Annotated in this window: 15 protein-coding genes; 9 read left to right on the top strand and 6 right to left on the bottom strand. The window is 61.3% G+C overall.

Translation table 11 applies throughout. From position 1 onward, the window contains the following. Positions 1 to 50 precede the first annotated feature (50 nt). Positions 51 to 335, bottom strand: coding sequence for a hypothetical protein (locus Pan189_RS00835; RefSeq protein ID WP_145362082.1), 285 nt, complete (start codon positions 333 to 335; stop codon positions 51 to 53). Positions 336 to 431: 96 nt separating this feature from the next. On the opposite strand from Pan189_RS00835, the gene Pan189_RS00830 reads away from it, so the two are divergent. The 5 genes from Pan189_RS00830 (at position 432) to Pan189_RS00810 (ending at position 3,739) form a co-directional block, all read left to right on the top strand. After that, on the top strand, positions 432 to 677 hold the full coding sequence (locus Pan189_RS00830) for a hypothetical protein (RefSeq protein WP_145362081.1): 246 nt from the start codon (positions 432 to 434) through the stop codon (positions 675 to 677). Continuing rightward, positions 670 to 978, top strand: a complete 309-nt coding sequence (locus Pan189_RS21590; protein ID WP_145362080.1) for a type II toxin-antitoxin system RelE/ParE family toxin — start codon at positions 670 to 672, stop codon at positions 976 to 978. The genes Pan189_RS00830 and Pan189_RS21590 overlap by 8 nt, the downstream gene beginning before the upstream one ends. Before the next feature lie 53 nt (positions 979 to 1,031). After that, a complete protein-coding gene (locus Pan189_RS00820; RefSeq protein WP_145362079.1) occupies positions 1,032 to 2,234 on the top strand; it encodes a LeuA family protein in 1,203 nt (400 codons plus the stop codon). Positions 2,235 to 2,322: 88 nt separating this feature from the next. Continuing rightward, positions 2,323 to 2,886 carry an LURP-one-related family protein gene (locus Pan189_RS00815; RefSeq protein WP_145362078.1) on the top strand — a complete coding sequence of 188 codons (564 nt, stop codon included), beginning with the start codon at positions 2,323 to 2,325 and terminating at the stop codon, positions 2,884 to 2,886. A gap of 109 nt (positions 2,887 to 2,995) precedes the next feature. After that, complete coding sequence (locus Pan189_RS00810; RefSeq protein WP_145362077.1) at positions 2,996 to 3,739, top strand: class I SAM-dependent methyltransferase; 744 nt, start codon at positions 2,996 to 2,998, stop codon at positions 3,737 to 3,739. 33 nt (positions 3,740 to 3,772) lie between these two features. Here Pan189_RS00810 and Pan189_RS00805 read toward each other — a convergent pair whose 3' ends face one another. Beyond that, positions 3,773 to 4,636: an alpha/beta fold hydrolase gene (locus Pan189_RS00805; RefSeq protein WP_310820901.1), complete on the bottom strand. Its 864-nt coding sequence runs from the start codon at positions 4,634 to 4,636 to the stop codon at positions 3,773 to 3,775. Between the two features lie 466 nt (positions 4,637 to 5,102). Between Pan189_RS00805 and Pan189_RS00800 the strand changes: the two genes are divergently transcribed. The 3 genes from Pan189_RS00800 (at position 5,103) to Pan189_RS00790 (ending at position 9,404) form a co-directional block, all read left to right on the top strand. Further along, the gene (locus tag Pan189_RS00800) at positions 5,103 to 7,052 is read left to right on the top strand and encodes a VWA domain-containing protein (RefSeq protein ID WP_145362075.1); all 1,950 of its coding nucleotides are present in this window, start codon (positions 5,103 to 5,105) and stop codon (positions 7,050 to 7,052) included. Positions 7,053 to 7,155: 103 nt separating this feature from the next. Next, the gene (locus Pan189_RS00795; protein WP_145362074.1) at positions 7,156 to 9,042 is read left to right on the top strand and encodes a vWA domain-containing protein; all 1,887 of its coding nucleotides are present in this window, start codon (positions 7,156 to 7,158) and stop codon (positions 9,040 to 9,042) included. A 56-nt stretch (positions 9,043 to 9,098) separates the two neighbouring features. Beyond that, positions 9,099 to 9,404 carry a hypothetical protein gene (locus tag Pan189_RS00790; protein ID WP_145362073.1) on the top strand — a complete coding sequence of 102 codons (306 nt, stop codon included), beginning with the start codon at positions 9,099 to 9,101 and terminating at the stop codon, positions 9,402 to 9,404. A 30-nt stretch (positions 9,405 to 9,434) separates the two neighbouring features. Here Pan189_RS00790 and Pan189_RS00785 read toward each other — a convergent pair whose 3' ends face one another. The 4 genes from Pan189_RS00785 to Pan189_RS00770 all read right to left on the bottom strand — a co-directional run bounded on the left by Pan189_RS00785 (position 9,435) and on the right by Pan189_RS00770 (position 14,567). After that, on the bottom strand, positions 9,435 to 10,517 hold the full coding sequence (locus tag Pan189_RS00785; RefSeq protein WP_145362072.1) for a bile acid:sodium symporter family protein: 1,083 nt from the start codon (positions 10,515 to 10,517) through the stop codon (positions 9,435 to 9,437). 98 nt (positions 10,518 to 10,615) lie between these two features. Then, on the bottom strand, positions 10,616 to 12,316 hold the full coding sequence (locus Pan189_RS00780) for a hypothetical protein (RefSeq protein WP_145362071.1): 1,701 nt from the start codon (positions 12,314 to 12,316) through the stop codon (positions 10,616 to 10,618). A 56-nt stretch (positions 12,317 to 12,372) separates the two neighbouring features. Next, positions 12,373 to 13,218, bottom strand: coding sequence for a 3-deoxy-8-phosphooctulonate synthase (gene kdsA / locus Pan189_RS00775; RefSeq protein WP_145362070.1), 846 nt, complete (start codon positions 13,216 to 13,218; stop codon positions 12,373 to 12,375). A gap of 200 nt (positions 13,219 to 13,418) precedes the next feature. Further along, positions 13,419 to 14,567, bottom strand: coding sequence for an FtsW/RodA/SpoVE family cell cycle protein (locus Pan189_RS00770; protein WP_145362069.1), 1,149 nt, complete (start codon positions 14,565 to 14,567; stop codon positions 13,419 to 13,421). Between the two features lie 415 nt (positions 14,568 to 14,982). Between Pan189_RS00770 and Pan189_RS00765 the strand changes: the two genes are divergently transcribed. Then, a complete protein-coding gene (locus Pan189_RS00765) occupies positions 14,983 to 16,764 on the top strand; it encodes a hypothetical protein (RefSeq protein ID WP_310820898.1) in 1,782 nt (593 codons plus the stop codon). Positions 16,765 to 16,774 lie beyond the last annotated feature (10 nt).

Here is a 16,774-nt window from a genome sequence, read left to right as displayed (position 1 = left end):
GAATGCGAGGGAGAGTGCAAGCGATCCAGAGCGATTACCGCCCGCTGACATTAAATTTCGGCTTTTCCCCTACGCGTCTGTCGCCACCAAGCGAGTGCCAATAGGGAGATCCCGGATCCGCAGGCGAATTTGAGCACCGCGAGCGGCCATGGCTTCCACCAGGCTCCGGTCGATATCTCGACGAGGTCGGACAGGCCGAACACGAACAGAGTTACCGCCAGCGAGTAGCGAACGACCAGTGAGACGGACGAGCGACGTTCGAGTAGCAGGGTCGCCAGCCCAAGCCCGCACCACCAGACCGTTTCGATCAAGTTGTATGTGCGGACGGGGTCCATGCGTTATTCTCAGGGAGATTGGCCGATGCCGATTGGGGCACACGTTCAACCGTCGACCTCATGTTGCGAATACGATTTTTCGCAGAAAGTTCCACAATGAAGAGTGTTGAAATCAGCGACGCCGCCGCCGAACTGGCGAAGGAGTTGGTCAGCCGGGGTGAGTTTTCGTCCGACGCTGAAGCGATTGAAGAATCGCTCCGCCGGGCGACGGCGGAGACATCGATTGAACATAAAATTGAACTGGGCCTGGCTGAACTCGATGCGGGCAAGAGCATTTCATCCGCAGAGGTATTCGCGCGAATTGACCGGTTGATCGCCGAACGGGTACCAACCGATGGCTGAAGCCCGGTTCTCACCGCTGGCAGAAAAAGACCTGCTTGAACTTTTCGAATACATTACTCAGCGACGGTCGTCTTCCGCGGTGCGACTTCGTGATCGACTCCTGACCGTGACTCAGGATTTGGCTCGGAATCCCCGAATGGCGCCCCACCACCCGCCATTTGAGAGTCAGGGTGTGCGGGTATTTCCGGTTAAGCCTTACGTGATTTGTTATCGGGAAGCGCCGGACGGAGTCGAGATCATTCGGATACTTCACGCAGCGCGCGATATTGACGCAATTTTGCGGGACTTTCCGGCGAAGTAATGAGAAGGCTCACCCCCTTTTCGCCGCTTTCGCCTCTCCGGCAGGATCGCCCCATGCTGCTCAAAGCCATCGAAACGACGATCAAGCGCGCGGTCATCGGGCATCACAAGCGTTCGAACAAGATTCTCTTTTCCGACACGACGCTTCGCGACGGCGAGCAGATGCCGGGGGCGACGCTCGAGCCCGACGACAAGGTGAAGATCGCACTGGCGCTGCAGGATGCCGGGGTGCATTCGCTCGACGCGGGTTTTCCGGCCAGCAGCGAAGCCGACGTCGAAGCGATCCGCCGGATGATCGGCGTCGTCCGCAAACCGGTGCTGACTTGCCTGTGCCGCACGGTCACGGCCGACATCGATGCCGCGGACAAGGCCCTCAAAGGTCAGGCATCGCACAAACGGGGCGTGAGCCTGTTCTGCGGGACGAGCCCGCTCCATCGCGAACACAAGCTCAACAAGACCAAAGACGAGATCCTCGCGATCATTCGGGAGACCGTCACCTACGCGAGTTCGAAGTTCCCGATCGTCAGCTTCGCCGGCGAAGACGCGACTCGGACGGAACCTGATTTCCTGTGCCAATGCTACGAACTTGCCATTGAATGCGGCGCGACGACGGTCGGCTTTCCCGACACCGTCGGCGTGCTCACGCCCGAGAAGGCCGCCGAGTGGATGCGGACACTCAGAGCGGGCATCCCCAATCTCGATAAAGCCCTGCTCGCCGTGCACATGCACAACGATTACGGGCTCGCCGTCGCCAATACGCTCGCCTGCGTCGCCGAGGGGGCCAACGTCGTGCAGTGCACCGTCGGCGGGATCGGCGAACGCTGCGGCAATGCCGCGTTGGAAGAAGTCGCGATCGCCTTGGACATGAATCGGGATCAATACGATCGCGATTTCAAACTCGACATGGCAAAACTTGCCCCGTTGTGCCGCCTCGTCGCCGATCTGACCGGCATTGCGATCAGCCCCATGAAACCGGTCGCCGGGCGAAACGTCTTCGCGACCGAAGCGGGCATCCATCAGGACGGCCTGCTCAAGAATCCCGATACCTATCTGCCCTATCGTCCCGAGCGGGTGGGGGCTGAGGGCATCGAATTCGTGCTCGGGCGTCATAGCGGTCGCAAGGCCGTCGCGCACCGCCTGACCGAACTCGGTCTGGAAGCAGACGATGGTCGCGTCGTCCGCATCCTTGATCGCATCGAGGAGTTGCCGAAGGGCGAAGTTGTGGACGAATCGCGCCTCCGCGATCTCGCCGGGTGAACCGAGTCGGGCGGATGATCGTTCCCAAGAGCGTCCGGCGTTATTCTCTGCCGGACAGGCCCGCTTTATTCGCTGCCCCGAGGAATCGATGTCCGCCGCCGAATACACGATCCGCAAGCGTCTGTTCTCGTTCCCCGACACCAAATTCGAGGTCTTCAACGCCGACGGCGACATGGTGGGATTTTCCCGCCAGAAAGCATTTCGGCTCAAAGAGGACATCAGGGTCTATCGCGACGATGCTCAGACGGAAGAGTGGGTCGTGATCAAGGCCCGCAGCATCATCGACTTCAGCGCCGCTTATGACGTCTTCGTGGCGGCGGACAACGAGCACATCGGCACGCTCCGCCGCAAGGGGATGACCTCGATCCTCCGTGACGAATGGTCGCTGCTTGACCAGCAGGGCACTCCGGTCGGCACGATTCAGGAAGACAGCCTCGCGATGGCTCTGGTCCGGCGATTTCTCGCGGATCTGGTTCCGCAGAACTTCACGCTGCGAGACGGCGAAGGAAATGCGTGGGCCGAGTTTCGAAGGCACTTCAACCCGTTCGTGCAGAAGATGACGGTCACGGTCGAAGGCGATTGCCCACTGCATCCGTTTCTCCCGCTCGCCGCGGGCATCCTGCTCGTCGCCATCGAAGGCCGTCAGAAATAACGGACTCCCAAACACAAGCCCGCAGCGCAAGCAAGGGACCTGACCAAAAGGTTCCCAATACGTTTGACGAAATCCCAACCAACATGACTTACCAACATGTCCAACTGACATGAAAGCCAACACGATCGGATACGATCTTCCCGACGTGCCCGGCGGTTGGTCCGAGCGTAATTGGTCGATCGGGGGCCGCGAACTGCGTTTGTTCGTGCCGGCCAATCCCGATGCCTCTCTCGATGATCCCGAGTTGGCCGAAGCATGGGAGAACGAGCGCAGCGACCCCTATTGGCTCTACACGTGGTCGGCCGCGGAGCCGATGGCGCGCATCGTTTCGACCGAAGCCCGGCGTAAGCAAGGGGACGTGCTTGAACTGGGATGCGGGACCGGACTGGTGGGCCTCGCGGCAGCCGCGGCGGGAAGGACAGTGGCATTCAGCGACGAGCAGCCCGATGCCGTCCGCACCGCACTCGTCAATGCTCGCCGGAACGGCTTACAAAATGCCGAGGGTTTGGTCCTCAACTGGCGGCAGCCACCAAAACGCCAGTGGCCTTGGATCGTCGGCAGCGATCTCGTCTACTTTTCCGACCTGCACCGACCGCTGCTGCAATCGATCAATCGATTACTGCCCGACGACGGCGAGTTCTGGCTCGGCGACCCCGGTCGGGCCCGACTGCCGGAGTTCCTCGAAATGGTATCGGACGAAGGCCTTCGCTATCGGCTGTTCGATGGCGAGGGCCGGCCGATCGAGAAGCCCGGAACGATGACATTCTGCCGAGTTGTGATGGCGAAACGCGAAGAGAACAAGCCGCGCACGAACGAACAAGCCGCGCACGAAGTAAGCGGATCTTGGGGATGACTCCCATCCGCTTACTTCGTGCGCGGCTTGTGTTTACGCGGCCTGCAGGCGGTAGGAGCGGAGTTGCTGCGGGACTTGTTCGTCCATCCAATCCGCCAAAATCGCGGCATCGGATCGCCACGACGGCTCCGCCAGCAGATCGTGATATTGGCCTCGCAGTAACCGATAGGAATCGGGGACAAGGCCCATCATCGCGGCCCAGCGGTAGCTCGATTCGACGTCGACCACCCGGTCAATCTCGGCCTGCATCACGTAGAACGGGCACTGGATGCTGTGTCCCTGGGTCCATGCCTGCCGGAGTGCTTTGCGTGTGGAGAAGTACCATCCGGCCGTGACCGAGCGGTGAATCAGCGGATCGGCCCCTTCGCCTTCGAGGCTGGCGGGAAATTTCGAAACGTCGGCGGGATCGAGAATGGATCGAAATCGAGCTCGGGGCCAGATTTTTGAAAACAGCCGCCCGGCATTGATGAGCGCGGGAGGGACTTCGAACCCGAGTCCGAGCAGCGGAGAGATCAGTCCCACCGCGGCAAATCGCCCGGGAAAGCGCTGGGCGTGGCGAATCGCGACGAGTCCACCCATGCTGATGCCGACCATCGCCGAACGGGCCGGGTGGACGCCCTGCATCCGGCAAATTGCTTCGACGTCGAACAGGTAGTCGGTGAACCGGCGCAGGTGGGTCGGGCGTCCCGATGAACGACCGTGACCGCGATGATCGGGAACGATGACGCGCCAGCCGGCATGGCAGAAATATCGCGCCAGCGGCTCGAGCCGCCCGCCGTGTTCGGTCGCCCCATGCAGCAGCACGATCGAGCGATCGCTACCGTCGCACGGCGTGTACGTTCTGACGAACAGACGCGTATGGTCGTTCGCGGAGACGAGCGACTCCTCGTAACGCACCAATGGGCACCCCGTTTCCGTGCGCCGCCGAGGCGAGCTGTATCCAGCCAAGTGACGATTAACCAAGGGCCCGATGCCCGGTGACGGTCAAATCCGCCCGTACCGTTGAATATCGAAAATCGTCGGGCAGGTCTGTACCGAAACTGCCCGCAAAGTCGGCGAAATCGGCATTTGTCGCAAAATCGCTACCACCCGACCGGGTGATCGTCCGGGCAAATTTCGAGCATTTCGACGAACAGATCGCCCGCGAATCGGGTATGTATAGAGGGGAGCGAGTCAGCGTCATTGCTCGAACCGCGATCATCCGAAGCGGCGCGTTCGGCTCGACATCGGGCTGATGCACTGCATCTTCTGATATAAAAGGAGGTTGCGGCAACGCATCGGGCGGATTAGATTGGTAGGATTCGCATTGATCGACGCTGCAGCCTCGCCCGAATTCCATCCAAGTTTCCCTGAGGATTTCCGCGTGAGTTCTCAAGCCATCCATCCGGTTTCGACCGCAACCGCGAGTGCTCCTACACCGGAGCCACCGCAGGGTCGCGAGAAACCGTTCTTCCACGATTTGGGTGATCGCGTCGGCGCAGCCCCGGCATGGGCGATCAGCGCCGCCGTTCACCTCGCATTGCTGCTCTGTTTTGGGGGTATCTACTACGAGATCGTGATCGAAACGGTCCCCGATATCACCAGCGAGATGGAAGAGGTCGATTTCGAGGAATACAAGTTCGAAAACGCGGTGGTGACCGAAGAGATCGGCAACGACAGCCCGATCAACATCGCCAGCCCGTCGAAAGCGGCCGCCACCGAAGCGGGGATGAAGCCGCAAGTCGAAATGCAGCAGCAGATTCACAAGGAAATCGCCAAGGTCGAAACACCGGTCCTCGACGAAATCCCCCCTCCCAATCAGATGGAATTGGTCGAGCAACTCGATCTTTCCGGAACGACGGAACACCCCGGCGGCGTTGAAGGGGCCGTCGATATTCTGACGCAGGAAATCGCCGCTTCGCTGCGCGAGCGTGAGACGGTCGTGATCTGGCTGTTCGATGCGTCGCTTTCGCTCAAAGACCGTCGCGATGCGATCGCCGATCGGTTCGAATCGATCTATGCCCAGTTAGGACAACTCGAAGAGGAACGCAGCAAGTCGGCTCTCGAAACGGTCATCGCGATCTTCGGGAATGACGTGGCCGTTCTGACAGAGCGTCCGACGAGCGATATTGCCGAGTTGGCCGAAAAGGTCCGCAACATCCCGGCGGACGAATCGGGCAACGAAAGCGTCTTCATGGCAGTCAATCACGTCACCGATCGCTTCCTGCGGGAACGGACTCGGGCTCGCAAGAACATGATGCTGATCGTCGTCACCGACGAACGGGGCGATGACTACGCCCTCGTCGAACCGACCGTTTCGAAGCTCAAGCGATACAGCATTAAGACCTACTGCGTCGGAGACGCCGCCCCGTTCGGCCGCGAGAAGGGCCGCAAAGCGTACGTGATGCCGGAAGGGGACACGATGATGCTGCCGGTCGACCAGGGACCCGAAACCGTCTACCCCGAGCGACTGCAACTCGGCTTCTGGGGCGGCCGGTTCAACGATCTGGAGTTGATGTCGTCCGGCTACGGCCCCTACGCATTGACGCGGTTGTGCGCTGAAACGGGCGGGCTGTATCTGCTCACGGATGAACCCCGAGTGCGGTTCGACCCGACGATCATGCGGCGCTACCTGCCCGATTATCGGCCCATCGCCATTTACGAGCGGGCACTGGTCGTCAACAAGGCCAAGGCCGCTTTGGTTCAGTCGGCGACCGCAACGCAGGCCGACAGCGTACCGCAACCGACGTTGCTCTTCCCGGCCAAGGACGACAACGAGCTTCGGCGGGCCGTGACCGATGCCCAGCAGCCGATCGCCGTATATGAGTATCACGTCAACCGGCTCGTCGCGCTGCTTTCGGAAGGGGAAAAGGATCGCCCGAAATTGACCGAGCCGCGCTGGCAGGCCAGCTTCGATCTGGCGATGGGGCGGGCACTCGCTCAACAGGCCCGGGCCTTCGGTTACAACGTCGTGCTCGCCGACATGAAGAGCTCACCAAAACCCTTCCAGGGTCCGCAAAGCGACCAGTGGCGACTCGTGCCTTCGACCGAAATCGCCGGCGGGCCGCGTGTCCGCAAGATCGCTGAGAAGGCGGAAGAGTATCTCAAGAGCGTGATCGATGATCACTCCGGCACGCCGTGGGCGATGATCGCCGAGCGCGAACTCAGCATTCCCATGGGCTGGGCCTGGCAGGAACAGTACTCAATGGTCGAACGGTTCGGAGAGCGAGCCCGCGATCCCGACGTGGTTCGACTGCTGCTTGCCGAGGAAGAGCAGCGACGGGAAGAACGTACTGCAACGCCCAAACCGAAACGTAACTTGCCGAAATTATAATCTGCCGGCCGCAGCCCGTTCGGCGGACTTCGCGGTATGACTTTGTGGACTTATTTCTCGGTCGATTGATTCTGGTCGCACCGACTTTTTCTCAGAGCGCCTCATGAACTCCCGCCAAATCAGCACTGCGTCCGCCGTCGGCGTCTCATTCGCCGTGCATGTGATCGTCCTGATTGCGTTAGCGACGATCTTCTTCGACATCGTCAATAAAAGGCCGGAGCTGCTCGTCGAAACCGTCTTCAGCGAAGAACGGGTGCAGGAAGAGTTCAGCCAGGAACTCGAGCTCGACACAACGGTCTCCGACAGCCTGAGCCGGGTCTCGGGCGGGAAAGTCTCCACGGCAGTCGGTGCCCCCGAGAAGCCGCCCGTCCGGCAGGATCGAATTGAAGTCTCCGAGAAAGTCGCCGATCCGCTGGCCGCGGTGAACATCAACGAATTCACGATTCCCAGCGATAATCTGCTCGGCGAAGACCTCGGTGAGCAGGCCGTCGCCGGCGAGACGGGAGCGGTCGTTGAAGGTTACGGTGCCGCCCTGAGTCGCGTCTCTCGCGAGCTCATCCGGCTAATGCGTGAGTCAAGGGTGATGGCTGTCTGGATGTTCGACGAGTCCGAGAGCATGAAGGACGACCAGCAGGAGATCCGAGACAACTTCGCCAAAATTTATGCGGAGCTGGGAATCGCTCAAGAGAAAAAAGAGGACCTCAAACGCCGCGCTCAGGGACCGGACGAGTTGATCCTTACGGCGATCCTCGGCTACGGCCGGACGGTCAAGGAACTGACGCCTCAGCCGACCGCCGATTTAGACAAGATCACCGCCGCGATCGACGCGATCAGCATCGATACGACCGGCGACGAAAACCTCAATCAGGCGATCCGCGAAGTCGTCAACAAGTACGGGCCGTTGGCGGTCCGTCAGAAGCGCCGGTTGGTCATGATCATCGTTTCCGACGAGTCGGGTGACGACGGCGAATTCGTGGAAGAAGCGATTCAAATGACGAACCGGGCCAACTCGCCCGTTTACGTGTTGGGCCGTCAGGCGGTCTTCGGCTATCCGTTCGCTCGCATGAGTTGGAAGGATCCCGAATACGGCTTGAACCACTGGATCAACGTGCGGCGGGGCCCCGAGACGGCCCGGGCCGAGTCGCTGCAGTGGAACGGATTCGGCAATCGCCGGGATTCCCGCTCCAGTGGCTTCGGGCCTTACGAGCAGGTTCGGCTCGCCAAAGAATCGGGCGGCATTTTCTTCTTGCTCCCCGGTGACGAGGAAGCCTTGGCCGGCGAAGCGCGCAACGAAGAACGGGTCTACGACTTCCTCGACATGAAGGAATATCAGCCCGAACTGCGATCGCGCCGGGAGTATGACCAACTCGTCCTTAAATCGCCGTTTCGAAAGACGATTCTCGACGTCATCACGCGGATGGACTCTAACAAGGACAAGCAGCTCGGCATCAAATGGTGGAACTATCCCGGCGAAAGAGCGGCCTTTCAATCTGAAGTACGCGACAGCTTCGGGAAAGCCCAGCGGGGATTGGGATTGGTCAATCAGGCGATCGCCATGCTGGAGCAGGCCAAACCTCAGCGAGACCTGGAAACCTCTCGGCGATGGCGGGCCCATTACGATCTGATTCTCGCACAGCTTTTGACCTACCGCTTCCGCCTGTTCCAATTCATGCTCTCGGCCGATGCGGCGCTCCGCGAGATGCCGGAGCCGAAGAAAGAGAAGTCGAACCGCTGGAACCTCAGTCACACGAAGAAGATGATCGAGCCGACCCCGGAACAGGTCGAAGTCACCAAAGTCGATATCGGCGAGCTGGAGCAGCAGCGCGCCGATGCCGTCGACCTCTTGAAATTCGTGATTGAAGAGCACCCCAACACTCCGTGGTCGCGCACCGCGCAATCCGAATTGAAAAAAGGATTCGGGATCGAATTCCGAGATGTTTACCGCGACCCGAACTACGACCGGCCGAACGTTAAAGTGCCGAAGTTCTAGAGCAAACGCGCCGAAACTGTGCCAGCCGCGACAGTCAACTTCTACTTGGTGCAGGCGTGAGCGACTTCGACCGACTCGAACGGAAGCTGGAGCGGCTCGAACGAAAGTCGACCGCGACGCTGTGGCTCGTCGCGATCATCGCCTCAATGCAGGCCTTGATCGTCGTGATGCTCTTCGCGCCGGACATCATCGGCTGGACGACGAGCGGCATCTTTATCGCGATCTTGATCCTCGCGGTGCTGATCCGATTATTCGAGCCGCAATTGCCCGGTGCGATGCGGGTCGTCGGACGTTGGGTCGGCGCGGGGATTAAACGCATGCGGAGGCGAGGCAGCTCCTCACCCGAGTCGGAGTCGACATAAGAGGTTTCGTCGCCCGTTCGTCGCAGACGCTCAAGTTCGAGGAACGACGGCGTCCCGATCCGCTGCGGGCGGCGTGACCGGCTCAGCCACGTCCTCGGTCTCTTTGCGGAAGTACTTCGCGGCTGCGGTATCAATAAAGAGCTGCGCCGTGTGGTACATCAGCATGGGAAAGACAACGAACGGCGCCCCGACCCCCGGTCCCAGCAGGTCATCGGCACCCAACATCGTCGGTGACGTCGCAACCAACAGTGCGACCGGCATCGTCTTCTGGCTGCCGGCGAACGCAATAGCCGCCCGATCGACGGCGGCGATACCGAACACTCTCGACCCGTAGAATCCGCCGACCAGCGCGACCACGTGGAGTGACACGCCGGCGAGGCCGACGAGTACAAACGACAAACCGGTCGGAGGCTTCGCGTTCGAGGCTGCCCCGTCGCCGACCCCGGCCAGTTGCAATCCCCCTTCCGCCGCGGCGGCGAACACGACGGTCAGAATGAGTGCCTGCGCCGTGTTCGTCAGCGGCTGCTTGAATCGATCGGCAAAGTTGCGAAGCGGTGGGGCCGCGCGAACCGCCTGCCCGATGGCCATCGGGAGCACCGCCGTCAGCAACAATCGCAGAGTCATCGCCGCCGGGTCGAGGTCGATGGCCACGCCGGCGGCATTGGCGATCCAGAAGGGCGTCGTCAGAAAGCACAACGCGTTGGTCACGAGCGTGACCAATAGTGCGACCGCGTCGTTACCTCCCGCTTGGCGGGTCCAGACCGACGCGGCCGAGAGAGTGCAGGGCACCGCCGCCGCGACCATTAATCCCAGCCGCAAGTCGGGCGACTCGAATTGGATCGCGAGCGGCCACGCCGCCAGCGGGAGGAGAACCGAGTTGATCATACACGCGACCGCGACCGGGCCCGGTTGCTTGGCAGCTTTCATCAGCTTGCGAGATGCGAGCGTGAACGCGACGAGGAACAACACCGTTGCCGTGACGACCCGCGCATCGATCCAACCAACCGCCTGCGAAACGAGGTCCGGACTGCCGAACCGGCCGAGCAGCAAACCCGACGGGATCAGCACCGAAAGGCCGACGAGAAACCAATGTTTGGTGAGCGTTCGCCTCATCGGCTCCGCAATCGAAGCATCATTCGTTCGTCCATCGAGCCTTCAAGCAACCGGACCGCTCACGACCGGAGGAACAACTCCTCGTGTCGCCGACAGGGTCATTCCGAGGATTCGTCGACCGCGCTGTCTTCAGCCGTGTCGGCATCCTGCTTGGTTCGCCAGCGCTCGGCAAGCACATTCAGGCGCGTCGTATCGATCCCGTCGGCCCGACAGCGGTCGACAACTTCGAGTGCTTTTTCAAACTCACCGCTGGCGGCCAACGCGGTTGCCTGCAGTCGTTGGGCCTCGGCCACCCAACCGGAACCATTCTCAACGTATCGCGCTGCCGTCGCCGCAGACGTCGGGAAGTTCGCACCGCCCCGTTCGAACTGACACAGTGCGGTCCAGTAGAACGCATCGTCGGTCGCCTGCCGATACATCGTTCGGATGTCGGGCCGCACGTTCGTTTGATTGCCGAAACGTTCGTCGATTCGAATGAGTTGAAATTCCTTGATCGCCTGCACCGGGCGCCCGGAGAGCATCTCCAGTCTCGCCTCGCGTTGCCGACCGGTGCGAGTCTCGGACTGCGTTTCGCGATTGATCTCAACGGGGGCGTCAAACCCGATCAGTCGAAGCCGCAATCGCGATTGGTCCGACTCCGAGAGTCGTCGGGCTTCTTTCATCCGCCGTTGCGGGTAATCCCAAAGGGTGACGTCATCGGCTGTGAAGATCCCCTCGCCGAATCGACTGATCCGGTCGATCAATCCCGGACCGGCTGACGAGTTATGTAGCGGGTCGTAGAGCCGAACCGTGTACTCGCCCGCCAGTGATTGTTCCAACACGTCGACCGCGCCGCGGGCGTGACTGGTCGTTGCGATGACCGAAACGCGAGGCGGCATTAATTGCTCCGCCGCGATCGGTTCCGACGCCGAATCATAGGCGGTTAATAGCGTCGGATCGGCCACGACCTCTTTGAGGGTTGCCGGACGGATCGAAGCCGTGACGGCCAACTCGGCGGCAGATCGATCGGCCGGAGCAACCTGGTCGGCCGACGGGACAGGAATACCGGCCGCGGGATCGAACAACAAAATACCGTCGAGCGTCGTCACACCGACGAACAGGCGGTCGCCATCGGCAGCGTCCCCGTCAACGAGTTGCGGGCGAATGATCACCGAATCGAGCTGCAACTGCCGCAGCAGTTCTACGAAAACCCAAGCCCGATCGGCTGCCGTTCCCCGACCGATCAACGTGATGTTGAACGTACTGAGAGGAATCTCCGTCCCGCCCGGCGGAATCAAAGCGATATTCTGGACGACCGAATCGAACAGATGCGCGATGCGTTCGCGATCGGAATCGAGGTTTTTCGTCAGTCCTTCGGCCATCCGGCGATCGAGGATGCGATCACGCACGTGGATGACGTCTTCTTCGCCGAATTGAAGTTGAGCGACGGTCGCGGCGTCCTCCTTCGTGAAGAGGCGCTCCAGCAATTCGGAGTCCTCCTCGTCGAGCGGTTCGACTGCGTCCTGAAAATCGCAGTCGTCATTGGAAATCCATTGACTGAGCAATTGCACCGCCCGTCCGGTGTCAGCGGAGACTCCGAGCGTGCCCGGCTCCAACAACGGCATCGCGCTGTCGAGCAAATCGGTACACGAATCCTCATCCGCGTTCCCGGTTTGGACCGGCGGCGGGCGTCGCGTACAGCCGAGCGGAGCCAAGGCGACACCGACCAGCAACATCGCCATAAGGACGGAAGTCGCGCCCGAATTCGACCGGGCCCGCGAACGTTCAATCTGTGTCTTGATGTCAATCACCGTGGTCACCAATCGTCTTACTTCAATCGTCAGTCACCATTCGTCGACAGCCGTCCGAATCACTCTCACGAAGCCGCATCGAGTTCCAATACCAACGACCGCATCCGCACGAGGTCTCCGATCAAGTTGGCGATCTGGTCGAGCGGAATTTGATTCGGGCCGTCCGAAAATGCTTGATCAGGGTCGGGATGAGTCTCCATGAACACCGCATCAACCCCGGCCGCCACGGCCGCGCGGGCGAGCACGGGAACCATCGCGCGATTTCCGCCGGTCGACTTCCCACCCGGACGCTGCACGCTGTGCGTCGCATCATAAACAACGGGGCAGCCGAGTGCCTTCATCGCCGGGATGGCCTGAAAGTCGTTGACGAGCCGACCATAACCGAACGTCGTGCCCCGTTCGGTCAGCAGCATGCGATCGAAACCGACCTCACTGCATTTGCCGACGACGTGGGCGACGTCTTCAGGAGCAACGAACTGCGGCTTTTTCACATTCACGGCACGGTCATATTTCTTCGCGGCTTCGGCCGAGGCGACGATCAGATCGGTCTGTCGGGCCAGAAATGCGGGGATTTGCAATAAGTCGCACACTTCGGCCACCGGTTCGGCCTGTGCGGCTTCGTGCAGATCGGTCGTGACCGGCAAACCGGTGCGCTCCTTGGCCTCGGCGAGAATCGCCATTCCCCGCTCCAATCCGGGCCCGCGGAAGCTGTCGATACTGGTCCGATTGGCCTTGTCGAAGCTCGCTTTAAATACGACCGGCACTCCGAGATCGTTGGCGATTTCCGCAATGCGACTCGACGTTTCGTGAATCAGCTCCGGCGATTCAATCACGCACGGACCGAGAATGAACACCAGCGGGTGACCGGTGCCGCACACGTGCGGGCCGATATGGACGGGATCAGACGGCACGAAACCCTCCTTGGACAGCGCTCAAAATTAGGCGTGCAACGGACCGAAACCCTCGGGTCCGGTTGGCGAACGTAAGACAGAATTACGAATAGCCGCGACAGGGATCACAGGCGATTCGCTATCTCTGCCTGCACAGCGTAGGAGGGTTCGCCGCAATTGGAAATCGAATGCGCTACCTGACGCTGCCCCAGGGCGGGCCGTCACGCTGCCGGTCGATCCCGCCGGGTTGATTCAAACCGAAAGGCCTCCGGCCCGACGTTGAGGCCCGGACGCAACGCGACGTTGAAGATCAAACCGACGGCGACCACGGTGAAGAGTAAACTCGAACCCCCGTAGCTCAACAGCGGCAGCGGGAGCCCGGTGATCGGAGCGAGGCCGACCGTCATCGAGACGTTGATCATCGCCTGCACGGCGAGCAGCGACGTGACCCCGACGACCAGCAATCGCCCGAACGGGTCGTGTGTCCGCCGCGCCACTCCCAAGGCATTCCAGAACAGCAGGCCGTACAGGGTGAGCGTCAGCGTGGCCCCGGCGAGGCCCCACCGCTCCGTCACGAGGCAGAACACGAAGTCGGTCCGCGCGGCGGGGAGGTGATAGATCGCGGGATTGACCGGCGGCACACCGGTCAGCTCGCTGCCCCACAGGCCGCCGACGGAATGCATGCGTTTCGACTGAAACAGGTGATACCCGTCGCCGCGCGGAGCCTCGCCCTGATCGCGCTGCGTGACGAGCGTGACGACCCGCGACTTCTGCTCGGCATTCATCCCCAACCATACGATCGGCGCGGCGGCGACTCCCAACAGCGTCACCGCGATGAGATGCCGCTTCTTCGCGCCGGCGGCGAACAACATCGCCATCAGCACCGGCAAGAAGACGAGCGACGTCCCAAGATCGGGCTCGCGCACGATCAACAACGCCGGCACCAACGCGAATAGAAAGGGCGGGATCAACCCCCAGACTCGACGATGGCTCTCGCGAAACGTGAGATAACGCGCGAGTGCGGCGACAAAGGCGATCTTCGCCAGTTCGGACGGTTGAAAGAAGACCGGCCCGAGCGGGATCCAACGCCGTGCCCCATTGCGCGGCGGCATAAAATAAACCGCGATCAGCAACACGACCGCGGCTAGCAGCAGCCAAGGCGCCAGTCGTTTCAGCATCGCGTAGGGGACGCAGGTTGCGGCGATGGCGACCGGCAGCGAGATCGCCACCCAGAGGCATTGCTTCAGCGCGAGACGCCCTTGACCGGCAATCTCGTCCCCGCGATCGATTGCGGAGAGCCCGATCAGCAGCAAGCCGACGACGCAAATCGCAGCGAGCCACGGGAACCGATCGAGATGCGTCGTCCGCAAGCTGACTCGGCCGTCAGCGTGTGGCCGGGACGCCGTCCGGGCGGCGTAACCGCTAGAGCATTCAGCTTCCCGCCGGCGACGCACGTTTCGGCTCCTTGACGATCGAACGGTGAACTGAGTGCTGCTGTCGCGTCTGAGCCGGAAAACTCCATGGTTTTCCCATCCGCGCCATAGCCAGAACGTATGCTTGTCCGCGTACTTCTAGAACATCAGTGTGGAAACCGGAAACGTCGCTTTCGGCGTAATCGTTGCCGTCGCTTCATTCTGCGGGATCGGTCTGATTGCAACGATCTCCCGCCGGGCGGTGTGGAAGTGTGACGGTCCGGCAAAATCTTCCGCTCGATGCCCCCATCACCTGCTGGCAAACAGTAGAGTGCGCTGTTGCGTTTCGGCAACACGTCCCCAAATGACCGGAATGACGGTACCCATGAGCACGCACGTGACCGAACAGCTCGACTCGCCGAGCCGGGCCTACAGTCAGCCGGCTTCGGAGTCGAACAAACCCGCCGCCGATCAGGCCACAACCGCGCAGAAGCCGACGAAGCTCGATGAAACGGCGCTTCAGGACCGGATGCCCGACTGGTTCAAGACGTCCCGCGCGATCGTGTGGTACGCCTTACTGCTCGGCGCGATGTTCACCTATCTCGCTTTCTGCCCGCTGTGGTACACCGATCTCTGGGGACACCTCGCTTACGGACGGCTGATCGCCGAGACCGGCTCGATCCCCGAAACCGCTCCGCTCATGCCGCTCGCCGAAGGTGTCCGATTCGTGGACACCGCCTGGCTGAGCCAGTTGATCGCGTACGTCGGCTATGAACGCTTCGGCGTGTCCGCACTTCCCGCGCTGGCCGCCGCGCTCATGGTCTTTTGCGCCGGCGCACTTGCCTATCGAGCCGCACGCACGACGTCGCAAGCGTGGTGCGGATTAGTCGCGATCGCGCTGTTCCTGCTCGTCGATCACCGACAACTCTTCGCGACGTCGTTCACGCTGACCGAGATCATCGAGGGAGTATTTTCGCTCCGGCTACCCGGGCTGCTCTTGCCCGTATTAATTCGCCCGCAGTTGGCGGGGCTGGCGTGCTTTGTCGCAACGCTGTGCCTGCTGACCGGTCGGCGATCGATCTTCCAGTGGATCGCGATACCGGCAGTGTTCGCGGCTTGGGCGAATCTGCACGGCTCGTTTGTCGTCGGGATCGGGCTGATCGGCGTGTTCGCGATCGGTCGAGCGGGGGATATCCTGCGCCGCACGGACTCATTTCGACGTGTGCTTCGCGACGGCGAATTCTGGCGCTACGTGATGTTTGCGGAACTCGCTGCGGTGTCGGCCCTCATCAATCCGTACGGACTGGAACTTTACGCGTCCGTCCTGACGTTCGGGTCCAATCCGAATCTCGCCGACCTCGTAGAATGGCGACCGCTGACACTTCGGATGCAACAGGGCCAACTGGCCGCGTTCGCGGCGATCAGTCTCGTCGTGCTTTACTGCACGACGCCGCGCCGCATTCGGACCGTCGAACCCTTCCTGCTGATCGGTTTCGGTTTGCTCTCTTTGTGGATGAGTCGATTCCTGATTTGGTGGGGTCCGATCGCCGCTTACTACGGGGCGATTCACGCCGGTGCCCTCTGGCAGGCCGCGAAGAGAAAGCGGCTGAAAAAGGCAAAGCCGGGCGACCCCTCGCCGGCCGCAGCGCGGCCGGTGCGTCGCAGCGTGTGGACCGTGGCCGCGGCTGGTCTGATGTGGATTTTCTTCGCCGTCTCGCCTTTCGGAATGCGAGCGCTCGGCGGACCGGATGCCGAACAGGAGGCCAAATACTTCGGTCACTTTGTCCGCAATACCACGGCCACTCCCGTCGACGTGACCGAATATCTCATCGAGCATCCGCCCGTCGGTCAGGTCTTCAATCCGTACGAATGGGGCGACTACCTGATGTGGGCCGGACCGCCCGAACTAGAGGTCTTCGTCGCCTCGCACGCGCACCTCGTGCCGTCACTGGTCTGGGAGGACTATATGCGGATCATCCGGGGCACCTCGGGCTGGGACGAAGCTCTGGAACGCTACGGCGTCAATACGATCGTCCTGAACAACAACAGTCACGCGAGCCTGATCGCCTCACTCTCGGCCGATGTCGAGGGTTGGCGACAAGATTATCGCGATACCCGCGCCTCGGTTTTCACCCGGATCGATCCGATTCAGTGAAGCACGTTTT

Origin of the sequence: Stratiformator vulcanicus (assembly GCF_007744515.1) — a bacterium.
GTDB lineage: Bacteria > Planctomycetota > Planctomycetia > Planctomycetales > Planctomycetaceae > Stratiformator > Stratiformator vulcanicus.
This window is presented reverse-complemented; position numbering and strand designations above follow the sequence as displayed.

Coding starts and splice junctions, on each gene's coding strand:
- Pan189_RS00810 (WP_145362077.1), top strand. CDS start 2,996: ATGAAAGCCAACACGATCGGATACGATCTTCCCGACGTGCCCGGCGGT.
- Pan189_RS21590 (WP_145362080.1), top strand. CDS start 670: ATGGCTGAAGCCCGGTTCTCACCGCTGGCAGAAAAAGACCTGCTTGAA.
- Pan189_RS00835 (WP_145362082.1), bottom strand. CDS start 335: ATGGACCCCGTCCGCACATACAACTTGATCGAAACGGTCTGGTGGTGC.
- Pan189_RS00765 (WP_310820898.1), top strand. CDS start 14,983: ATGACGGTACCCATGAGCACGCACGTGACCGAACAGCTCGACTCGCCG.
- Pan189_RS00820 (WP_145362079.1), top strand. CDS start 1,032: ATGCTGCTCAAAGCCATCGAAACGACGATCAAGCGCGCGGTCATCGGG.
- Pan189_RS00815 (WP_145362078.1), top strand. CDS start 2,323: ATGTCCGCCGCCGAATACACGATCCGCAAGCGTCTGTTCTCGTTCCCC.
- Pan189_RS00785 (WP_145362072.1), bottom strand. CDS start 10,517: ATGAGGCGAACGCTCACCAAACATTGGTTTCTCGTCGGCCTTTCGGTG.
- Pan189_RS00830 (WP_145362081.1), top strand. CDS start 432: ATGAAGAGTGTTGAAATCAGCGACGCCGCCGCCGAACTGGCGAAGGAG.
- Pan189_RS00795 (WP_145362074.1), top strand. CDS start 7,156: ATGAACTCCCGCCAAATCAGCACTGCGTCCGCCGTCGGCGTCTCATTC.